The sequence below is a fragment of the Thomasclavelia sp. genome, assembly GCF_017889095.1.
Taxonomy (GTDB): Bacteria; Bacillota_I; Bacilli_A; order Erysipelotrichales; family Coprobacillaceae; genus Thomasclavelia.
On sequence record NZ_JAGHEW010000214.1, the window covers coordinates 1 to 19884 of the forward strand.

Below are 19884 nucleotides of genomic sequence, written 5' to 3' on the forward strand. Positions count from 1 at the left end.
TATTTTCCAACATTGCTACATCATAGCTAACATAAGCCTGGGTTAATACTAATCCACTGCCACATTCTTTGTAACAGGCACGATACATTTCTAATAAATGATTAAAAGTTTCTTCCTGGAGATACATCGAATAATTAGTTCGTGGTATTCCTAAAGTAGTTACTAGATTTTTAGGCTCATAACCACCAATATAAGTTGTGTTATTGACTACTAAATTAGCCTGGCTAGGATTATAGTTGCGTCTTACATTATCCGCTAATTCACTTGAAAATAAAGTTGTTAGTGAGGATTTAGTAAAATTATTTGTCAGCAGTTTAATTTGATCAGCCAAATCATCTTCTTTGATTTTATCATCATTAAGCATGATTTCTACATAATTATTGGTATCACTAATATATGTATAATCAGTTTCATCATACAATGAACGAATTAATTGATAATAATCAATATTATCAAAATCAAAACTATCTTGATTGATATATGCCGCAATCAAATCATTACGAACTAAAGTATTACAATAAGATATAGCATCACTTCCATAAGCAACTTCTAATTTATTGGCTAGCTGATTACCCGTTGCAATCAGATCTTCATAACTAGCATATTTATTAGTTTTATCTAGGGCATTATAGAACTGATAATACTTTAAATTAAAATCAGGATAAGTAATATACTTGATAAATTCAGCTACCGGGATAGCATTTTCAATCAAATATTCCTGCTCTTGATCATCTAAATATTGTTCAATCAATGCCCGATTATCGTTATTGATGCCATTAACACGATAAAAACGATCATACTTTAAATTGATGGCAACAAAAGCAATTACAAAACATAATGTAACTAAGATATATAAATGTCCTCGACGTAGTTTCATAAAATCACCTGCACTAATTATATACTAATCATTACAAAAACACCACTAAAATCAAAAAGGAATTAGCTATAACTCTAATTCCTTAAATCTAATCAACTCAAATACTGCCTGGATCCTTGAATCAACACCTAATTTCTGGATCACATTAGAAATATGATTACGAACTGTTTTTTCACTAATTCCTAGTGTTTTAGCAATTTCTTTAGTTGATTTATTTTTCACTAACAAATCAAAAATTTCTTTCTCTCTAGGAGTCAGAATAATATTCATTATCACTTCACCTCATATTTTATCTTATGTAAAAAGTGATTTTAAGTGTCATTTTTAAGAATATTAAATAGATTTGCGGCTACTTCTTTAGGTAAAACAGTTTCTAGTTCTTCAATACTGGCTTCTTTTAACCGTTTGACACTGCCAAACTTTTTAAGCAATGCTTTTTTACGTTTAGGACCAATCCCTTCAACATCATCTAAAATTGACTGGAACAGTGATTTTGAACGAACATTTTTATGAAAACTGATTGCATAGCGATGGACTTCATCTTGCATTCTGGTTAATAAAAAGAATAATTCACTTTTACGATCAATCACCACTTCTTCACCATTACTATCTAATAACATCGAAGTTGAATGCCGATCATCTTTAGCTAAACCACATACCATGATATCTAAATTTAAGGCATCAATGACTTCTTTAGCTACTTTAATTTGTCCTTTTCCTCCATCGACAATAATTAAATCCGGCTTTTCTAATCCTTCCATCAAGACCCGATAATAACGACGATAAATAACTTCTTTCATACTGGCATAATCATCAGGGCCTTCAACGGTTTTAATTTTAAACTTGCGATAATCTTTTTTTGAAGGAACACCATCTTTAAAACAAACCATTCCGGCAACCGCATAAGCTCCTTGAATATTCGAGTTATCAAATAATTCAATTCTTCTAGGCATCCTGATTCCAAGTAAGTTACCTAACTGCTTGATTGCTCCAATGGTAGCTGCCTCATTTTTTTGAATCAGCAAGAATTTCTTTTCTAACTGCTCCTTGGCATTTTCATTAGCCATTTCTACTAAACTTGCTTTATTTCCTTTTTGCGGTTTGATGATTTTACAGCTAACAATCTCTTTTAATAATTCAACATCAAGATCTTTAGGTACTAATAATTCTTTAGGTTCTGTATTTTCCTGATAAAAGCGAACTAAAAAGGAAATAATTTGTTCTTGATAATCATCCTGTAAAGGGACTAAATTTAAATCACGAGCCAATAATTTACCATTACGCATAAAAAACAATTGTAAACATAAATAACCCTTATCAAAATAATAACCGATAATATCCCGGTCAACCAGATCATTAAATTGGACATGCTGCTTACTAGTAACATGATTAATATGATTAATTAAATCACGACATTCCTTGGCTAATTCATAATTTTGAACTTCACTTGCTGAAAACATTTTGCTGGTTAGATCATCAATGACTTCTTTAGTATCACCCTGGATAAACTTGGTTATCTTGGAAGTTAACTGTTTATAAGTATCTTGATCAACGGTTTGAATACATGGTGCTAAACATTGATTCAAAGAATAATACAAACATGGTTTTTTAGGAATATGATTGCATTTTCTAAGCGGAAACAGACGATTTAATAATTTGAAAGTTTCCCTGGCCGCCGTCCCATCAGGAAAAGGACCAAAATGTTTATGTTTTTTTTCCTGAGCATTCCTAACGATCTTTAAGCGGGGATGTTCTTCTTTTGTTAACTGGATATATGGATAATATTTATTATCCATAAATGAGATATTGTATTTAGGCGAATAATCTTTGATTAAATTGATCTCTAATAACAATGCTTCTTTTTCCGAATCCGTAACAATATAATCAAAATCAACAATTTCCTGAACTAATTTAGTTGTTTTATAATTATGAGCACCGACAAAATATGAAGAAACCCGATTTTTTAATTTCTTCGCTTTTCCAACATAAATAACTTCATCATTTTTATCTTTCATTAAGTAACAGCCTGGCTGTAACGGTAATAAAGATAATTTATCTTTGATCATCTGACGATCCATTATTCAAAATATACTAGAGTTGCCCCTAGCCCTCCTTCATTAGGTCCGCCATCACGATAACTAACCACGTTTTTATTTTTCTTTAATAACTGACGAACACCATTACGTAAAGCACCGGTACCCATACCATGGATAATCCGTACCATTGAATAATTATTCACTAAAGCATTATCTAAGAATTTATCAACATTTAACATTGCTTCTTCATAACGCTGACCAATGATATTTAATTCCACACTTTGATTTGATGACTTACGAACCGCTTTAATATTAGAACGAACTTTTTTCGGTTTAACTTTCTTCGATACAAACATTACTTCTTCACTCTTGGCATTGACTTTAAGACCACTCATATCAATCGTCAAAATGCCTTTTTTATTGATCGATAATACTTCTCCCTGGCGATTAGCTGATAATACTTTCACAACATCCCCTACTTGATAAACGTGGTTTTCATGGTTGACCGGTTTTTGGTTTTCATGTTTCATTAAATCTAAATTTCTTTTAGCATTAATTATGACATGCTGTTTCAACTCGGCTTCTTTTTTTAGATCTTCAACCACTAAGTCAATTTGTCCTTTAGCATCTTCCAATAACTGATTAGCTTCATCTTTAGCAGCCTGTAACAATTTTTCTTTTTGCTTTTCATAATTATTAATCAAACGCTGATATTTATCTTCTTTAACTTTAGCAGCTTCAATTGATTTAGCTAATTCTTCTTTTTCTTTTATAGTCGCTGCGATTTCATCCTGTAACTTTTCCAACAATTTTTGACTATCAGTCATACTTGCTTCTTTAATTTGAAAAGCCAAATCGACAATTTCTGGTTTTAATCCTAACCGTCTTGAAATCTCAATGGCATAAGAATTACCAACACTGCCTGATAACAATCGATAAGTAGGTCGCATTTTTTCTTGGTCAAATTCAACTGCAGCGACTAAAATAAATTCTTCATTTTTGGCAAATTCTTTCAATCCTGAATAATGGGTCGAAGCTAAAACTAATGGGTTTACGGTATGTAAATATCTTAAAATTGCTTCTGCAATACTTTGGCCTTCATTAGGATCGGTACCCGAACCAACTTCATCTAATAAAACTAATGATTTTTCACTTACTTGATTAGTTATTTCTACTAAACGTTTCATGTGACTAGAAAAAGTTGATAATGATTGTTCAATTGACTGTTCATCACCTAAATCAACGCAAATTTGATCAAATAAAGGGATGGTTGCCTGATTACAAGGAATCGCTAAAGCACAAAGGGACATCAAGCTTAATAAACCTGCTGTTTTTAAAACAACTGTTTTCCCCCCAGTATTCGAACCACTTATTAATAAGGTCCGTTTAGGTGGCGTTAAAATAATATCATTAGCAACAACTTTTTGCGGATCGATCAACGGATGTCTAGCCTGTTTTAATTTAAAAACAGTATAATCTTGTACGACATCAGCCACGATTCCGTTAATACTAACCCCATAATCACCTTTAGCAAAAATCACATCTAAAGCTACCATGATTTCTTGATCTTCATGAATGATCTCATAGTTTTCTTTTACCAGCTTGGATAGCATCTTTAAGATTCGCATTACTTCACGATGTTCTTTTTCTCTTAGATCAACTAAGTGATTATTCATCTGGACAATTTCTTCCGGTTCGATAAACAAGGTCTGGCCACTTGAAGAAAGAGCATGAACAATTCCTTTGACACTATTTTTATTTCCAGCTTTAACTGGTAAAACTAAATGATTATTGCGCGTTGAAATATTTTCCTGACTCAAATAATCTTTATTCGCTGTTTTGATCCGTTCAATCCGTCGGCGAATATTTGTTTCCACCGACACAATTTGCCTTCTCAATTGTTTTAACTCACTGCTGGCATTATCTAACACTAAACCCGTACCATCAATGCAGCGATTTATTTCTTTTAATAAATGATCAGGTAAAACAAGCTGGTTACATAGTTGCAACAATTCATCAGCTTCAATTTCTTTATCTTCTAAATATTCATTGATTTCTTTAACATTATTTAATAAATAGACGATGGCAACAAAATCTTCACCAAATAATGTTCCATCTTTATTGGCTTTTTGCAATAACGGTTCAATATCTTCAAAAGCTCCAATTGGTACTCTGCCATATTTATAAATCAGACGCATCGCCTGATCTAAATATTTTTGCGCTAATAATAGCTCATCATAATCCTGATAAAAACTCAAATCTAAGATTTCCTGTTTGGCTAAAGCACTTTTACAATATTTACTTACCCGCTGTTTTATTTGTTTAAACTCTAATGTATCATATATATCTTTCATTTTACTCACTCACTACAATTTTACTTAATATCTGATTTTGTTCATCACTAGAAATATGTAATTCATTTAATAAATTAACTGTATTTTGGTAAAGGTCATTGTTTACGTAAATAATGGTAGTCACCTGATTAAAATAACTTGATACTAAATCAGCCGTTTCTTGTTGATCAAGCAAACCATAGTTATATGCCGATGCAAGGGAAACAACAATAGATTTCATTGAAGCAGTACTATAGCTATCGTTATTTATCCCGTTACTGATCAAATCACTAATAACATTAACACCATCAGTTAGTTCACCCATTTGCTGGCTAAATATAGGTACTAATTGAATAACTTTATTAGCAATTACTGTTTCTTGAACAGCCTGTTTTCCCTTAGAAAAAACTGGAGTAATGATAAAGATCAAAGCTAAATAAACGATGATCAAACTTTCAATTAAATTAAATATAGCACCTAAGATTCCATCAATTTTTCTTAATATTCCAAATTTATCAATGATTGCTTTAATTAAAGGAATTACTGTTTTACCAATCAAAGCAAAAATCACTTTTAAAACAATCAAAATAATAATAAAAAGCAAAAAACGATTAATCACATTTCCGGCACTTTGACCAATACCTTCAACCTCATATATTTTTATTAGCGCTGATAAGGGACTAGATAAATATAGCGCAATCAATAATGAAATAATTGTCGCTACTAAGCGATAAGCGCTAGAAACAAATCCTTTAATATAGCCAAATATCAGCATCAAAACAATAAATATGACAATAATCATGTCAATAAAAACCGAATTTATTTCAAAATTCATTAAAACACCTCAATTTCTTTTAATATACATTGTAGCAAAACAAATTTGTACTGTCAAAAAGATTAAAATTATGCTATAATATTATTAGGACTAGGAGGCAAGTAAAGAACATGAATGTAGAAAAACATAATAGCTCAAAAAGAATAAACGTTATTAATATGCATGCTTACGATAAACTTGCGGCTTTCAGTAACTCTAGTGCAGTCGGTACAACCAATCCAAGTCAATATAAATGTATCAGCCATATCGCTTGTGATGAAACAGGTTCGGGAGATTTTTTTGGACCTCTATGTGTGGTATCATGTTATGTTGATGAACGCGACTATGACTGGTTATTGAGCGTCGGAGTACGCGACCCTAAAGATATGGATAATAAAGAATTAGTACAGATTGCCAAAGAGATCAAAGATCGAATCATATACAGTCTATTAATTCTTGATAATTCCCATTATAACGCAATGGTTAAAGCGGGTAATAATCTTGCCAACATTAAAGCTAAGTTATACAATCAGGCAGTTACTAATGTAATGCAAAAAATTGGTATGCCAGTCAAAGAAAAAGTAGTTAATCAGTTTGTTTCACCAAAAACTTATTATAATTATTTAAAAAGTGAAGTAATTGTAGTAAAAGATTTACATTTTTTACAAAAAGGTGAAGAACAATATTTAGGAATTGCTTGTTCAATGATTTTATCACGATACGCTTACTTACAATATTTTAGTAATATGTCACGTAGTTTAAAAATGAAACTGCCTCGCGGTAATAGCAACAGCGTTGATGCAATTGCAGTTGATGTCGCTAAAAAATATGGTGCAAAAATGTTAAACAAGGTTACTAAAACCAACATGACCAACTTTAAAAGAATCAAAGATTTAATCTAAAGGATATTCGCTATCCTTTTTTTATTTTGACCAAATTAAAACTTTTTTAAAAAGAAAAGCATAAATACACTTGAAGTATATCTATGCTTTGATATTAAATTGTAATTGCAAATGGAGCCACCTTAGTATATTTGACCCCGGCAGCATCTAACATTCTTTTAGCTGCCCGATCACTATCAGTGCCATTATACTTTTCATCTTCATAAATAATTTCACTAATGCCACTTTGAATGATTGCTTTAACACATTCATGGCATGGAAACAATGAAACATAAATGCGACAGCCTTTTAAATTGCTGGTACTATTTAAAATTGCATTTAATTCAGCATGAACGACATAAGGATATTTGGTATCATACAAATCCCCTTCTCTAACTTGCCAAGGAAACTCATTATCTTCACAGCCCCATGGCAAACCATTGTAACCAACACCAACGATTTTATTGTCCTGATTTACAATACAAGCTCCAACTTGAGTATTAGGATCTTTTGAACGATACGCTGAAAGCTTAGCTACTGCCATAAAATACTGTGTCCAGCTAATTACTTTATTTTGCATATTCCATTTCCTCCTGAAGCTGATTTAGTTTTTCTTTAAAATATTCAGGCAATTCACTTTCAAACTCCATATATCTATTTGTGGTCGGATGAATAAAACCAAGTTTTTTTGCGTGTAAAAATTGCCCATAAGTTAAATCATCTTTGCGCCATCCGTATTTTGGATCACCATAAACTGGATAGCCAATATAGCTCATATGCACCCTAATTTGATGAGTTCTTCCGGTTTCCAAACGACACTCAATTAAACTCATTGATCGATATCTTCTCAGTACCGTAAAATTAGTAACTGCATGTTTACTGTTAGCACTAGTAACTGCCATTTTTTGACGATCTTTATTGTCACGACCAATTGGGGCATCAACTTTACCATACTGATGAGGAATCAAGCCATGCACTAGAGCAATATAGCTTCTAGTCATATCGTGATTTTTTAACTGTTGTGATAAGACTCGATGAGCATGATCATTCTTGGCTACCACTAAAAGTCCGCTAGTTTCTTTATCAATACGATGAACAATTCCGGGACGATTAACCCCATTAATTCCTGAAAGATCAGTACAGTGATATAACAAGGCATTAACTAAAGTACCATGAACAATTCCAGGTGAAGGATGAACGATCATCCCACTTGGTTTATCAACCACAATTAAATCATTATCTTCATAAACGATCTTTAATGGAATATCTTCGGCTTCAATAGCTAGATCTTGATTTGGCAAAACTTCAATTTCAATCAAATCGCCCATTTTTATTTTATAGTTTGCTTTTTCTTTTTTATGATTAACTAAGACATTTCCTGAATTAATCATTTCCTGAATTCTCGTTCTAGAATATTCTGGCAATCTTTTGGCAATAACTTTATCAAGACGTTTATTGGCTAAATCATCAATTACAAAACTAATTTTTTCCATGAATATACTCCTCAAAAATAATTTCAATAATTATTAACGCAAAACCAATTACTACTGCCATATCAGCAATATTAAAAATTGGAAAATTATAATTAAAAATAATTACATCAATAAAATCACGAACATAACCAAAAACAATCCGATCAATCAAATTCCCCAACAAACCACTAAAAGCTAACACTAAACCAAACCGCGTTAAAATCTCACTTTGTTTAGTTTTTCGAAAATAAACAACCATCGCCACTGCTACTACTATCGCAATTAAAATAAATAACCCTAATTTACCGGCAAACATCCCCCAGGCAACTCCGGTATTTTGTGAGTATGTAAAATAGAACAGATTTTTAATTATTTCATGTGACTGTCCTAACTGCATTGACGAAGATATTAGATGTTTAGTAAATAAATCTCCCCCTAGAATTACAAACATCGTCAGTAAATACAGTATTTTATTTCTTTTACTTAAATTCATTCTTATTACCACCCAAAAACATTATACCTTAATTAAAAAATAACCACAAGGAAAAGCAATACTCGTCCCACAATAATTTAAAATAACATATATGCAATCACCGCAATAAAATGAAAAGCAGAACCAATCATAACAAAAATATGAAACAGTTCATGAAAACCAAAGCTTTTAAACCAGTTAGGTTTTTTAATAATATAAATTATGGCACCAATTGTATAACTAATTCCGCCACAGGCAATCAAAGCAAAACAGCCAAAGGGAACATTTGCAAAAGCATTCCAGTCAAAAATCACCGCCCATCCCATCAAAAGATAAAAAATCGTCGATAGAAACCGTGGTGCCTGCATCCAAAACAATTTAATCACAATTCCAAGCAGTGCAATTGACCAGATCACTAATAAAAAATAAATACTATGTGGATATTGTAAATATGTTAAACAGACCGGTGTATAAGTACCCGCGATCAAAACATAGATCATTGCATGATCCATTTTCCGTAAAAATAATTTAATTTTATTATCCTGATTACCACGATAATAATGATATAAAGCACTAGCACTATATAAAGCCACTGAAGATAATCCAAATACAATAATGCCAACTTTAGTTAATAATGCTGCCTGTTCAATTATTGAAATAACTACCATTACTAATAAGGTAACTAATGATAATATAGCACCTATAAAATGAGTTTCACTGCTGATTGGATCCATTGCTTTATTAAATATTTTCATACAAAACCTCCTTATATAGTTTTTAATACTACATTATAAAACTATAATATCATTATTTATTTATATGTCAACCATATCTTGAAACAATCATCTAATTAAGTTACAATTATTTTAACCATAATAGAAAGGAACGATAAAAATGAAAGATTTAAATACGATTATTGATCATACTGCTAATAAAAGTGATCTAAAAAGTCAAGATATTCCCGAATTAGATTTATACATGGATCAAATCATGACTTTATTTGAAAATAATTTAAGTGATAATAAAAGATTTGAAGATGATAAATTACTAACAAAAACAATGATCAATAATTATTCTAAAGCTGGTATCATTAAACCAGTTAAAGGAAAAAAATATACTAAAGAACAAATTATTGGAATGTTATTGATTTATAATTTAAAAAATATTATTTCCATTCAAGAAATCAAACAATTATTACTACCAGTTTATGAAAAAGATTTAAATTTAGAAGTAATCTATGATCAGTTTCTAACAATCAAAAACTGCCAAAAACAATCTTTAGATAATTATCTAAAAAACATTGTAAATGAAAATCAGTTAAATATTGAAAATGAAGATAAACGTTTATTGACAGTAATGGTCATTGCTGCTTTAGCTAACCAGCTAATTAGCACTGCCCAGGGAATTATTGATAGTTTTGAAGTCGAAGATAGTTGAAAAATAGGTACTGTTTTTTTATAATATACGTAATTTAAACAAGGAGAATTAGTCATGAAAATTATTGATATGTTATTAAATAAACCTACTTTATCGTTTGAAATTTTCCCACCTAAAAATCATGACGGTGATATTTCATCGATTTATGCAACAATTGATGAACTAGCAGTTTTAAAACCTGATTTTATTTCAGTAACTTATGGAGCTGGTGGTTCGACAACTAAAAACACCGTTGAAATTGCTTCAACGATCAAAAATGATTATGGTATTGAAGCTTTGGCGCATTTAAGCTGCATTGATGCTACCAGTAAAGAAATAGATGCTACTTTAACTAAATTAAAAGAACATCATATTGAAAATGTATTAGCTTTACGTGGTGATTATCCTAAAGATTACGATCCTGAAAGTGCTCCTCATGAATATCAATACGCTAGTGAATTAAATACTTATATCAATGAAAACTTTCCCGATACTTTTTGTCTAGGTGGTGCCTGTTATCCTGAAGTGCATCAAGAAGCCCCTTCTTTAGAAGCAGATTTACAAGCTTTAAAGAAAAAAGTTGATGCCGGTGCTCAGTTTTTAATTACTCAGCTGTTTTATGACAACAATTATTATCGTTTAGTTCGGGAAGCTCGTTTAAAAGGAATCAATGTTCCTATTATTGCCGGGATCATGCCAGCTACTAATACCCGTTCATTATTAAATACGGCTAAATTAAGTGGCAGCAATATTCCTTATAATCTTTCAGCTTCATTAGAACGCTTCCGTAATAATCCTAAAGCGATGAAAGAAGTTGGATTAAATTATGCTACTAATCAAATCATTGATTTAATTACTAATGGTGTTGACGGGATTCATTTATATACAATGAATCGTCCTGAAATTGCTAAAGAAATATTAGTTAGAACTAATAATATTTTTAGTGAATATAAAGATGATTAAAGAAACTGCATTAAAATATCTTGGGTATCAAAATCAAATGCTGGATGCAACAACTAATCGTTTACTAGATGAAGGATTAACAGAACTAGAACAATTTCCGTTTAAATATATGTTTAAAACATATCATTTACGTAAATATCCTTTAATGATCGAAGAATTAGGCATTTCCCTAGATTATCCCGATCTAGTTGATTTATTTGCTGCTTGCAGCCAGGTTGTTGTATGTGCTTGTACTTTAGGAATCGAATTAGATAAACGGCTTCGTTATTATTCATTAATCGACATGACCAAAATGACGATCATGGATGCTTTAAGCAGCGCTTATTTAGAATTTAAAGCTGATGAATTTGAAGCCAAACAAGATTTTGGTAGCCATACTTATCGCTTTTGTCCAGGATATGGTAGTGTTCCATTAGAATTAAATCACCTTTTAGCCAATGCTTTACAATGTGATAAGCATATTGGTTTAACGGTATTACCTGATCATTTGTTATTACCCCAAAAATCAATGATTGGTTTAATTGGAATCGGTGAAAACAAAGATCAAAAGCATTGTTTTTCATGCTCACTTAAAAATAATTGTATTTATCGAAAAAGAGGTCAAAGATGTTACAAGATAGATTAACGAAAGAAATTTTAGTATTTGATGGTGCTATGGGAACCCAATTACAAGCAGCTGGTTTAAAAGCTGGGGATATTCCTGAATGTTTAAATGTAACTGATCCCAAGTTGATCCAGTCAATTCATTTAAACTATTTAAATGCTGGTGCCGATTTTATTACGACTAATACTTTTGGTGCTAATGCTTTAAAACTAAAAAATGCACCGTATAGTCAAACCGAAATTATTGAAAAAGCAATTGATAATGCCATCATTGCGCAAAAAAAAGCAAATAAAGAAAGTTATATTGCCTATGATATTGGACCAATTGGTCAATTATTACAGCCAATGGGGACTATATCATTTGATCAGGCTTATGAAATTGTCAAAGAACAAGTATTACTGGCTAAAGATAAAGTTGATTTATTTTTATTAGAAACGATGAGTGATATCTACGAAGTTAAGGCAGCTGTTTTAGCAATCAAAGAAAACAGTGATTTACCAGTTTTTGTCACGATGACTTATGAAACTAATCAACGAACTTTATCGGGCTGTGACCCGCTTACCATGGTCAATATCTTAGAAGGTTTAAATGTCGATGCCTTAGGTATCAATTGTTCTTTAGGTCCAATCGAATTAACACCAATTATTAATGAAATTTTAGAAGTAGCAACAATTCCCGTTATTTTACAGCCTAATGCCGGGCTGCCATGTCTTGTTGCCGGGAAAACTTGTTATAACATGGATGTAGAAACCTTTGTTAAAGAAACTATAAAACATGTTAATAACGGTGTTCAAATTGTTGGTGGCTGTTGTGGAACTACGCCTGAATTTATTGCCACATTAAAACAGTCTTTACCAACAAAACCACTTTTAACCAAACCACGAAAAGCAACTAGAGTTTCTAGTGGCAGTCAAACAGTTGAGTTTGGTCATCATGTTGTTGTTTGCGGTGAACGGTTAAACCCAACCGGAAAGAAGAAATTAAAAGAAGCTTTAAAACAACAGCGTTATGATGAATTAGTAGTTGAAGCGATTAAACAAGATCAAGCTAAAGCTCATGTTCTTGATGTCAATGTGGGATTACCTGGTATTGATGAAGTCGCAACGATGAATCATGTCATCAAGTTATTACAAGAAGTAATTTCTTTACCATTACAAATTGACAGTTCCAATCCTCAGGCTATTGAACAAGCTTGTCGCTATTATAATGGTAAGCCATTAATTAATTCAGTAAATGGAAAAATGGAAACAATGACAGCAATTTTTCCAATCGTAAAAAAATACGGTGGTGTAGTTATTGGTTTGACCCTTGATGAAAACGGTATTCCATCTAAAGCAAAAGATCGTTTGGAAATTGCCAAAAAAATTATTACTACAGCTAAACAATACGGTATTGCCAAAGAAAATATTATCATTGACTGTTTAGTTTTAACTGCTTCTGCCAAACAGCCAGAAGTAATGGAAACTGTTAAAGCTGTTCAAATGGTAAAAGAACAGCTTGGTGTTCATACTGTTTTAGGAGTTAGTAATGTATCTTTTGGATTACCAAATCGGCCACTGTTAAACAAAACTTTTTTAACGATGGCTTTATCCGCTGGTCTAGATTTACCAATTATTAATCCTTTAGATAAAGAATTAATGGATGCTATTGATGCATTTAATGTTTTATATAACTATGACCATGATGCGATAAACTATATTCAAAAACAGTCTAATCATACAACTATACCAGTGACTTCAGCTACTGAATTTACTTTAGAAGATATTATTATTCGCGGTTTAAAAGACGAAGTTGAAAAAGCAACTAAAAAAGAATTAGAATCTAAAGCTGGTTTAGATATCATCAATCAAATCTTAATTCCGGCATTAGACACAGTTGGTAAACAATATGAAAAAAACATCATCTTTTTACCGCAGCTAATTCAAGCTGCTGAAACTTCAAAAATTGCCTTTGGAATTATTAAAGAAACGTTTAGCTAAACTAGTATTTCTAAAGGACCAGTTATCATGGCAACAGTCCATGGCGATATTCATGATATTGGGAAAAATATTGTTAAAGTTGTTTTAGAAAGTTATGGTTATAAAATAATTGATTTAGGAAAAGATGTCCCACCAAAAACAGTTGTTGAAGCTTTTTATCAATATCACCCCAAAGCCATTGGTTTAAGTGCCTTAATGACTACTACAGTAGCTTCAATGGAAAAAACAATCGCCATGTTAAAAGAGATTGATAATATGTGTCCGATTTTTGTTGGTGGTGCTGTTTTAACAGCTGATTATGCTAAAGAGATCAATGCTGATTATTATTCTAAAGATGCCATGGATGCTGTTGAGTTATTGAATCGAATTATTGATTAAAATATCGTAAAAGAAAAATTAGTTTAGTAACTTTTCTTTTACTGTTAACAAACTGCTTATTAAAAATTTTAGTATATTTAAAGTGGTAAAATAATATCAAAATATGAGTGATTTTAAATCTTAAGATCACTCTTTTTTTATTCACTTATAAAAAATAATAAAAGGCTGTATGACAGAATCAGTTTGAAAAACTGACTTTGCCATCAGCCTAAAAAGCATTTATTCTCTACTATTGTTCAGCTAAGGTGACTTTAATAGTTTTTTCACTGCCACTACGATTTACAACTAATGATACACTATCACCTGGATGTTTTGAATATAACTCGGTTAAAAAGCTTTTATACGTCGTAATTTTAACATCATCAAGTTTTACAATAACATCACCTTGCTTTAATCCAGCTAGTGCTGCTGGACCATTAGAAGTAACATTAGATACATAAATACCGTCAGTTAAATCAGTATCGATACGATAATAACGTAATTGATAGCTTGAATAATCAGATAATGAAAATCCCGTAATACCTATATATGGTCTTGTGACTTTACCATTTTCAATAATTTGTTTTACTGATGTAATTACATCATTGATTGGTAAAGCAAAGCCCATTCCTTCAACCGATTCATCAGATAATTTCATTGAAGTAATTCCAACTAGTTCACCAGCAGTATTAATTAATGCCCCTCCACTATTTCCCGGATTGATGGCAGCATCAGTTTGGATAACATTCATATCCCAATCATCTTGGCCATCTTTATTTAAATCAACAGAAACAGTTCGATCGGTTCCACTAACAATTCCTTCAGTTACCGTTCCAGAATATTCAATTCCTAAAGGACTTCCGATTGCCAAGACAGTTTCACCAGTATCTAATAAACTAGAATCACCGCAATCAATTGCTTTCATCTCAAAATCAGCAGTTACTTGTAAAACAGCAATATCACTATAAGTATCACTACCGATAATTTTAGCATCAACAGCTTCGTTATTAGCAAAGACTACCTGAACTGCACCAGTAGTTTGAGCCCCTTCAACAACATGAGCATTAGTAATTATATAAGCACTTTTACCATCTACCTGATAAACAACACCACTACCACTGCCGCTTACTACGCCATTTGAATAGACAACCACCCCAACAACACTGTCATTAACTTTTTTAATAACATCAGTTAGCGGGCTTTTGACATCGTAATTTACTGTTTCTACTTTAGCATTTGTATTTGAATTAGTATTAGAAGTATCTTTATTCATTACTTTAGTAAACAAGAAAGCATTCATTGATAAAGATACAATCAGTAAAATAACAACGATGATCTTAAATAAGCCATCAAAATTTCGATTTTTTCTTTTAAATTTTTGACCTCTTCTACTTGGCTCTGGTTCAGTAAAACCATCAATCGGATTTTTTTCTTCCATTTTTACCACTCCTTTATTCTACATGGATATCATATATAATTAATTTGTTCAAATTGTTTTTATATTGTGTGAAAAAACGGATTACATGTAAAATAATTATGTTTGCCTTAAAATTGGTAAAGTTACCGTGAATGTAGTACCAATTCCTGGAGTACTATCAACATCGATCATTCCATTGTTTAATTCAACCATTTTTTTAACGATACTTAAACCTAGACCAGTACCGATTTTATTACTGCGGGAACGTTCGACCTGATAAAAGCGATCAAAAATAAATGCTATGTTTTCTTTTGCAATTCCGATTCCTTCATCTTGAACAATGATGACAAAATTTTTTTCATCATTAGTGCATTTTATTGAAATAACCCCAGCATTTGAATATTTAATTGCATTAGAAACTAGATTGTTTAAAATTGTTTTTACAGTTGTATAATCAAGCAATAATTCTTTAGCGACGTTTTTAGTCTGATATACCAATGATAAATGTTTATCTTTGGCCAATGGTTCAAATAATTCAACTGTTTCTTTAACTAAATAATTAATATTTATAACCGTAGGATTTAATGATGCTTCTGGTCTTTCTAAACGTGAAAGTTCTAAAATATCATCTAAAATATTTTTCATCCGATAACTTTCTTTTAACAGTATACCCATAAATTCATTAAAAGTATCTTTATTTTGAATTCCTTCTTTTTGCAAAATTTCGACACTGCCAATAATCGCACTCATGGGTTTATTTAATTCATGAGATAAATCCTATCGAAATTGTTTTTGCATTCTTTCAACTTCTTTTACTTGAGAAACATCGGTAAATAAAATTATCGTTCCCTCAAACGCCACTTCATCACGAAAGATCGGTGTTGCTTCAACATGATAATATTGATTGCCGATGGCTACTGCTGCCGTGAATTTACGTTCAAAAATATAACTTTGATCAACAATATTTAATAATTGACCGGTAAAAATATCTTTATAATACTTACCACGTAAATGTTTAATATTAAAAGCACTGCGAAATCTTTGATTAGTAAAAACAATCGTACCTTCTTTACTAACAAAGATCATCGGCAGGTTCATTGTTTTAAACAATGAATTAACGATCCTAAAATTAAGTTCCTTTTCACCTTCAACTTCCAAAATTTCATTTTCCTTTTCACGACGATAAAATCGTAGCTGTTTTTGATAACTTTTATCAATGTTATAAACAACTAATAACATCATTACCATAAAAAAGACTAAATATACAATTGTATGATCAGGTTCAATCATGATCATGATCAAAACCATTAAAAAACCTAATAATATTTTTAAATAATTTTTATTCATCTTTAGCCACCAGTTTATATCCCACGCCCCGTACGGATTTAAATCTAGCTTGACTCTCCTTTAATTTTGTCTTTAATTTAAACACATGAATATCTACTAAACGAGTATCCCCATCATAATTAAAGTTCCAGATCTTCATCAACAGTTCTTGTCTAGATAAAACTTCTTCTTTATTATCAATAAACATTTGGAGCAAGTCGTATTCAACTTTAGTAAGATTAATTAGCTCATCTCCAACATAAACCTCATGTTTAGAAAGATCCATTTTTATATCTAAATACTTAATAATACCTTTAAAATGCTTATGATAACGTCGTAAATGGGCTTCAATTCGAGCAATCAGGATATTAGACTGGAACGGCTTCATCAAATAATCATCAGCCCCAGATTCTAAGCCTTTGATAATATCTTCCTGGTCACTCCGGGCCGTTAAAATAATCATTGGTTTAATATAACCATTATCACGACACTCTTTGATAATTTCTACCCCATCTTGATAAGGCAGCATCCAGTCGACTAAAACTAAATCATAATCATTATTTAAAATTTGATCACAAGCGTTTTTACCGTCATAAAGACTATCAACCTCATATCCTTTATTATTCAATTCATGACAAAGAATTTTATTAATCGAAATATCATCTTCAATAATTAATAATCTATTCATTTTTCCCATCATACCTTTCAATAATTCTTTGAACTACTGGATGTCGAACAACATCTAATGCACTTAATTCAATAAACGAAATTCCTTTTACACCCTTTAAAATATTCAATGCTCGAATCAACCCAGAATTAACTCCTTTAGGTAAATCAATTTGGGTAACATCACCAGTGATGATCATCTTCGAATTAAAACCTAACCGCGTTAAAAACATTTTCATTTGATTATCCGTCGTATTTTGGGCTTCGTCCAAAATTACATAAGCAGCTTCTAGCGTTCTTCCGCGCATATATGCAAGTGGTGCAATTTCAATGACCCCTTTTTCAATTAATCTTTCAGTTTGTTCCATCCCTAACATGTCATGCAAAGCATCATATAAAGGGCGTAAATATGGATCAACTTTTTCCTTTAGATCACCTGGTAAAAAACCTAAATTCTCACCCGCTTCAACAGCTGGACGAGTTAAAACGATCTTTTTTACTTCATTGTTTTTTAAAGCATCAACAGCAAAAACGACAGCTAAATAAGTTTTTCCAGTACCTGCTGGTCCGATACCAAAGACTACATCATTATTTTTAAGGGCAAAATAATAATTTTTTTGACCAATGGTTTTTGGATAAATCATCTTGCCACTAGCTGTTTTGGTAATTTTAATATTGTATAATTCACTAATATGACTCAAATTATCTTGTTCAACTAATTTTAAAGCATAAACGACATCACGACGACTAATCATAATATTTTTCTTTACTAAATCAGCTAAGGCCTGCAATACCTTTTTAGCCTTAATAAAATTAACTGTATTATCACTAGATACCATTAATTCATCGCCACGTAAAGAAATACCAACATTTAACGTATCTTCAATCAGTTTTAAGTTTTCATCATGATGACCACTAATATTGTTAAGCTGAGCAATACTAAATTCTTCAAGTTTAATTTGTTCTGTCATTTACTTCTCCTCTTTGGTCGCAATATCTTCGATTAATACATATTGCATCTTTAATACTCTTTTGTTTTTTATTATACCATAAGATAAAACTTTTTCTCTATCTATTTTATCAATTGCCCCTAATTGCGTCCTGATTGTATATAAAAGATAACTAAAAGCTTCACCTTCATCCATTTTCTTAACATCAATTTCGGCTTGATAAGTCATATAAGTATAAGCCATGATCTTACCATCAGTAGCAATAATTTTATTTTCTTCACTAGTTGAAGTAATCGTATTCGATACTAATAAATCACCTTTTTTTACATACTGATTAACTTTAACCATGATATTACCACTGCTGACATCAATTTTTTGAATAACGCCATCTTTACTGGCGTAAATATTTTGAAAGTTCTTTTCTACTTCTTTTGCTCCAACACTATTAGTGTACTTAACAAACAAAACTCCGCCTTCTTGATAAATATTTAAATAATCAATCTTTCCTTTAAAACTAGCTTTTAACTGATCATAAATAACATTTAATTCCTGATATGATTTTTTTAGATCACCAATACCTATTTGATTATCTTTTAAAACTTCATTAACTAATTTAGTCGTATCAGGATTATTGCCAATTATTTCCACTTTAAAAATAAACTGATTACAAACAAATAAAGTTAAAGCAAAACTGATTGCTCCAATGATATTTATCTTTTTAAAAAGCAAAATAACTAAATAATACAAAATCCCGACACTTTTAATTATTTTTAAAGGATACTTTCGAGCTTGCAAGCGCTGATAAATAGGTAAATAAAATCGATATGTATCGCTATCGATTTTAGTTAACTGAAAAACCGTTAAACCATCTTGTTTAAAAGTTGCCAATAAATCTATAATATCCTCACTTATTACCTCATAAAGATCATAACCTAGTTTCATATAAACTTAATATTAAAAATCTTTCCGTAAACAACAACTTCTTGTTTACTATAATATTTAATTACTAAATCTTTTCCGGCAATCTTTATGGTATCATGAGGCATTTTAATTTCAATCAGTTCATTTTCTAGACAGATTATCTTATCATACTGCTTTATTTTTAAATTATTTTTATCTAAATAAATCATTTAACCACCTAAATAAGTATATGTTTTTATTTTTAGTCCATACCATATATAGGCGATTTATTGATAAAGAAAAAGGGACTTAAATAAGTCCCAATAATTTCTATCTTCTACCTTTTTTGTTGTTTTTTCTTGCTGCTTCAGATTTTAATTTTCTTTTTAAACCTGGTTTTACATAAAACTCTCTTTTTCGA

General features: G+C 31.0%; 23 protein-coding genes and 1 pseudogene. 6 read left to right on the forward strand and 18 right to left on the reverse strand.

From position 1 onward, the window contains the following. From J7M77_RS09225 to J7M77_RS09245, 5 genes are all read right to left on the reverse strand, one after another. A partial coding sequence (locus tag J7M77_RS09225; RefSeq protein ID WP_296877756.1) for a hypothetical protein occupies positions 1–877 on the reverse strand: 877 nt, incomplete at its 3' end. A 66-nt stretch (positions 878–943) separates the two neighbouring features. Then, positions 944–1147 (reverse strand): LuxR C-terminal-related transcriptional regulator, encoded by a 204-nt coding sequence (locus J7M77_RS09230; RefSeq protein WP_296877759.1) that lies wholly within the window; start codon positions 1145–1147, stop codon positions 944–946. A 41-nt stretch (positions 1148–1188) separates the two neighbouring features. Then, positions 1189–2955, reverse strand: a complete 1767-nt coding sequence (uvrC, locus tag J7M77_RS09235) for an excinuclease ABC subunit UvrC (protein ID WP_296877761.1) — start codon at positions 2953–2955, stop codon at positions 1189–1191. Next, entirely contained in the window at positions 2955–5267 is a 2313-nt protein-coding gene (locus J7M77_RS09240) for an endonuclease MutS2 (RefSeq protein WP_296877763.1), read from the reverse strand. Before J7M77_RS09240 ends, uvrC begins: the two co-directional genes overlap by 1 nt. Position 5268: 1 nt before the next feature. Then, positions 5269–6081: a CvpA family protein gene (locus J7M77_RS09245; RefSeq protein ID WP_296877765.1), complete on the reverse strand. Its 813-nt coding sequence runs from the start codon at positions 6079–6081 to the stop codon at positions 5269–5271. Between the two features lie 110 nt (positions 6082–6191). On the opposite strand from J7M77_RS09245, the gene rnhC reads away from it, so the two are divergent. Next, positions 6192–6962, forward strand: coding sequence for a ribonuclease HIII (gene rnhC / locus J7M77_RS09250; protein WP_296877767.1), 771 nt, complete (start codon positions 6192–6194; stop codon positions 6960–6962). A 94-nt stretch (positions 6963–7056) separates the two neighbouring features. Here rnhC and J7M77_RS09255 read toward each other — a convergent pair whose 3' ends face one another. The 4 genes from J7M77_RS09255 to J7M77_RS09270 all read right to left on the reverse strand — a co-directional run bounded on the left by J7M77_RS09255 (position 7057) and on the right by J7M77_RS09270 (position 9640). Beyond that, on the reverse strand, positions 7057–7521 hold the full coding sequence (locus J7M77_RS09255; protein WP_296877769.1) for a dCMP deaminase family protein: 465 nt from the start codon (positions 7519–7521) through the stop codon (positions 7057–7059). Continuing rightward, the gene (locus J7M77_RS09260) at positions 7511–8434 is read right to left on the reverse strand and encodes an RluA family pseudouridine synthase (RefSeq protein WP_296877771.1); all 924 of its coding nucleotides are present in this window, start codon (positions 8432–8434) and stop codon (positions 7511–7513) included. The genes J7M77_RS09255 and J7M77_RS09260 overlap by 11 nt, the downstream gene beginning before the upstream one ends. Then, positions 8421–8906 carry a signal peptidase II gene (gene lspA, locus J7M77_RS09265; RefSeq protein ID WP_296877773.1) on the reverse strand — a complete coding sequence of 162 codons (486 nt, stop codon included), beginning with the start codon at positions 8904–8906 and terminating at the stop codon, positions 8421–8423. Before lspA ends, J7M77_RS09260 begins: the two co-directional genes overlap by 14 nt. Positions 8907–8983: 77 nt before the next feature. Then, the gene (locus J7M77_RS09270; protein WP_296877780.1) at positions 8984–9640 is read right to left on the reverse strand and encodes a hemolysin III family protein; all 657 of its coding nucleotides are present in this window, start codon (positions 9638–9640) and stop codon (positions 8984–8986) included. Between the two features lie 139 nt (positions 9641–9779). Between J7M77_RS09270 and J7M77_RS09275 the strand changes: the two genes are divergently transcribed. The 5 genes from J7M77_RS09275 to J7M77_RS09295 are packed head-to-tail and all read left to right on the forward strand — an operon-like array spanning position 9780 to position 14225. Next, positions 9780–10322 carry a DUF1836 domain-containing protein gene (locus J7M77_RS09275; RefSeq protein WP_296877782.1) on the forward strand — a complete coding sequence of 181 codons (543 nt, stop codon included), beginning with the start codon at positions 9780–9782 and terminating at the stop codon, positions 10320–10322. Between the two features lie 54 nt (positions 10323–10376). Then, the gene (gene metF / locus J7M77_RS09280; protein ID WP_296877784.1) at positions 10377–11264 is read left to right on the forward strand and encodes a methylenetetrahydrofolate reductase [NAD(P)H]; all 888 of its coding nucleotides are present in this window, start codon (positions 10377–10379) and stop codon (positions 11262–11264) included. Continuing rightward, positions 11257–11889: a vitamin B12 dependent methionine synthase gene (locus tag J7M77_RS09285; protein ID WP_296877786.1), complete on the forward strand. Its 633-nt coding sequence runs from the start codon at positions 11257–11259 to the stop codon at positions 11887–11889. The genes metF and J7M77_RS09285 overlap by 8 nt, the downstream gene beginning before the upstream one ends. Further along, entirely contained in the window at positions 11871–13847 is a 1977-nt protein-coding gene (locus J7M77_RS09290) for a homocysteine S-methyltransferase family protein (RefSeq protein WP_296877788.1), read from the forward strand. The genes J7M77_RS09285 and J7M77_RS09290 overlap by 19 nt, the downstream gene beginning before the upstream one ends. A 27-nt stretch (positions 13848–13874) precedes the next feature. Beyond that, complete coding sequence (locus J7M77_RS09295) at positions 13875–14225, forward strand: cobalamin-dependent protein (protein ID WP_296877790.1); 351 nt, start codon at positions 13875–13877, stop codon at positions 14223–14225. A 229-nt stretch (positions 14226–14454) separates the two neighbouring features. Here the strand turns inward: J7M77_RS09295 and J7M77_RS09300 are convergent, their stop codons facing one another. From J7M77_RS09300 to J7M77_RS09340, 9 genes and pseudogenes are all read right to left on the reverse strand, one after another. Further along, positions 14455–15642: a trypsin-like peptidase domain-containing protein gene (locus J7M77_RS09300; RefSeq protein ID WP_296877792.1), complete on the reverse strand. Its 1188-nt coding sequence runs from the start codon at positions 15640–15642 to the stop codon at positions 14455–14457. A 96-nt stretch (positions 15643–15738) separates the two neighbouring features. Further along, the gene (locus J7M77_RS09305) at positions 15739–16143 is read right to left on the reverse strand and encodes a cell wall metabolism sensor histidine kinase WalK (protein ID WP_296877803.1); all 405 of its coding nucleotides are present in this window, start codon (positions 16141–16143) and stop codon (positions 15739–15741) included. 87 nt (positions 16144–16230) lie between these two features. Then, a pseudogene (locus tag J7M77_RS09310) lies at positions 16231–16386 on the reverse strand (histidine kinase dimerization/phospho-acceptor domain-containing protein); the annotation flags it as partial. Positions 16387–16398: 12 nt separating this feature from the next. Continuing rightward, the gene (locus J7M77_RS09315; RefSeq protein ID WP_296877794.1) at positions 16399–16968 is read right to left on the reverse strand and encodes a hypothetical protein; all 570 of its coding nucleotides are present in this window, start codon (positions 16966–16968) and stop codon (positions 16399–16401) included. After that, positions 16961–17635: a response regulator transcription factor gene (locus J7M77_RS09320; protein ID WP_296877796.1), complete on the reverse strand. Its 675-nt coding sequence runs from the start codon at positions 17633–17635 to the stop codon at positions 16961–16963. Before J7M77_RS09320 ends, J7M77_RS09315 begins: the two co-directional genes overlap by 8 nt. Further along, the gene (locus J7M77_RS09325; protein ID WP_296877798.1) at positions 17628–18584 is read right to left on the reverse strand and encodes a PhoH family protein; all 957 of its coding nucleotides are present in this window, start codon (positions 18582–18584) and stop codon (positions 17628–17630) included. The genes J7M77_RS09320 and J7M77_RS09325 overlap by 8 nt, the downstream gene beginning before the upstream one ends. Then, positions 18585–19505 carry a sporulation protein YqfD gene (locus tag J7M77_RS09330; protein WP_296877799.1) on the reverse strand — a complete coding sequence of 307 codons (921 nt, stop codon included), beginning with the start codon at positions 19503–19505 and terminating at the stop codon, positions 18585–18587. Further along, on the reverse strand, positions 19502–19693 hold the full coding sequence (locus tag J7M77_RS09335; RefSeq protein ID WP_296877801.1) for a YabP/YqfC family sporulation protein: 192 nt from the start codon (positions 19691–19693) through the stop codon (positions 19502–19504). Before J7M77_RS09335 ends, J7M77_RS09330 begins: the two co-directional genes overlap by 4 nt. 100 nt (positions 19694–19793) lie before the next feature. Further along, positions 19794–19884 (reverse strand): 30S ribosomal protein S21 (locus J7M77_RS09340; RefSeq protein WP_296877806.1); only part of this gene is annotated, 91 nt, incomplete at its 5' end.

Bases quoted from the DNA above. Each gene is read 5' to 3' on its own strand.
- J7M77_RS09270 (WP_296877780.1), bottom strand. From the start codon at position 9,640: ATGAAAATATTTAATAAAGCAATGGATCCAATCAGCAGTGAAACTCAT.
- rnhC (WP_296877767.1), top strand. From the start codon at position 6,192: ATGAATGTAGAAAAACATAATAGCTCAAAAAGAATAAACGTTATTAAT.
- J7M77_RS09300 (WP_296877792.1), bottom strand. From the start codon at position 15,642: ATGGAAGAAAAAAATCCGATTGATGGTTTTACTGAACCAGAGCCAAGT.
- J7M77_RS09275 (WP_296877782.1), top strand. From the start codon at position 9,780: ATGAAAGATTTAAATACGATTATTGATCATACTGCTAATAAAAGTGAT.
- J7M77_RS09255 (WP_296877769.1), bottom strand. From the start codon at position 7,521: ATGCAAAATAAAGTAATTAGCTGGACACAGTATTTTATGGCAGTAGCT.
- J7M77_RS09295 (WP_296877790.1), top strand. From the start codon at position 13,875: ATGGCAACAGTCCATGGCGATATTCATGATATTGGGAAAAATATTGTT.
- J7M77_RS09335 (WP_296877801.1), bottom strand. From the start codon at position 19,693: ATGATTTATTTAGATAAAAATAATTTAAAAATAAAGCAGTATGATAAG.
- J7M77_RS09330 (WP_296877799.1), bottom strand. From the start codon at position 19,505: ATGAAACTAGGTTATGATCTTTATGAGGTAATAAGTGAGGATATTATA.
- lspA (WP_296877773.1), bottom strand. From the start codon at position 8,906: ATGAATTTAAGTAAAAGAAATAAAATACTGTATTTACTGACGATGTTT.
- uvrC (WP_296877761.1), bottom strand. From the start codon at position 2,955: ATGGATCGTCAGATGATCAAAGATAAATTATCTTTATTACCGTTACAG.
- metF (WP_296877784.1), top strand. From the start codon at position 10,377: ATGAAAATTATTGATATGTTATTAAATAAACCTACTTTATCGTTTGAA.
- J7M77_RS09285 (WP_296877786.1), top strand. From the start codon at position 11,257: ATGATTAAAGAAACTGCATTAAAATATCTTGGGTATCAAAATCAAATG.
- J7M77_RS09240 (WP_296877763.1), bottom strand. From the start codon at position 5,267: ATGAAAGATATATATGATACATTAGAGTTTAAACAAATAAAACAGCGG.
- J7M77_RS09245 (WP_296877765.1), bottom strand. From the start codon at position 6,081: ATGAATTTTGAAATAAATTCGGTTTTTATTGACATGATTATTGTCATA.
- J7M77_RS09230 (WP_296877759.1), bottom strand. From the start codon at position 1,147: ATGAATATTATTCTGACTCCTAGAGAGAAAGAAATTTTTGATTTGTTA.
- J7M77_RS09325 (WP_296877798.1), bottom strand. From the start codon at position 18,584: ATGACAGAACAAATTAAACTTGAAGAATTTAGTATTGCTCAGCTTAAC.
- J7M77_RS09290 (WP_296877788.1), top strand. From the start codon at position 11,871: ATGTTACAAGATAGATTAACGAAAGAAATTTTAGTATTTGATGGTGCT.
- J7M77_RS09260 (WP_296877771.1), bottom strand. From the start codon at position 8,434: ATGGAAAAAATTAGTTTTGTAATTGATGATTTAGCCAATAAACGTCTT.
- J7M77_RS09320 (WP_296877796.1), bottom strand. From the start codon at position 17,635: ATGAATAGATTATTAATTATTGAAGATGATATTTCGATTAATAAAATT.
- J7M77_RS09315 (WP_296877794.1), bottom strand. From the start codon at position 16,968: ATGAATAAAAATTATTTAAAAATATTATTAGGTTTTTTAATGGTTTTG.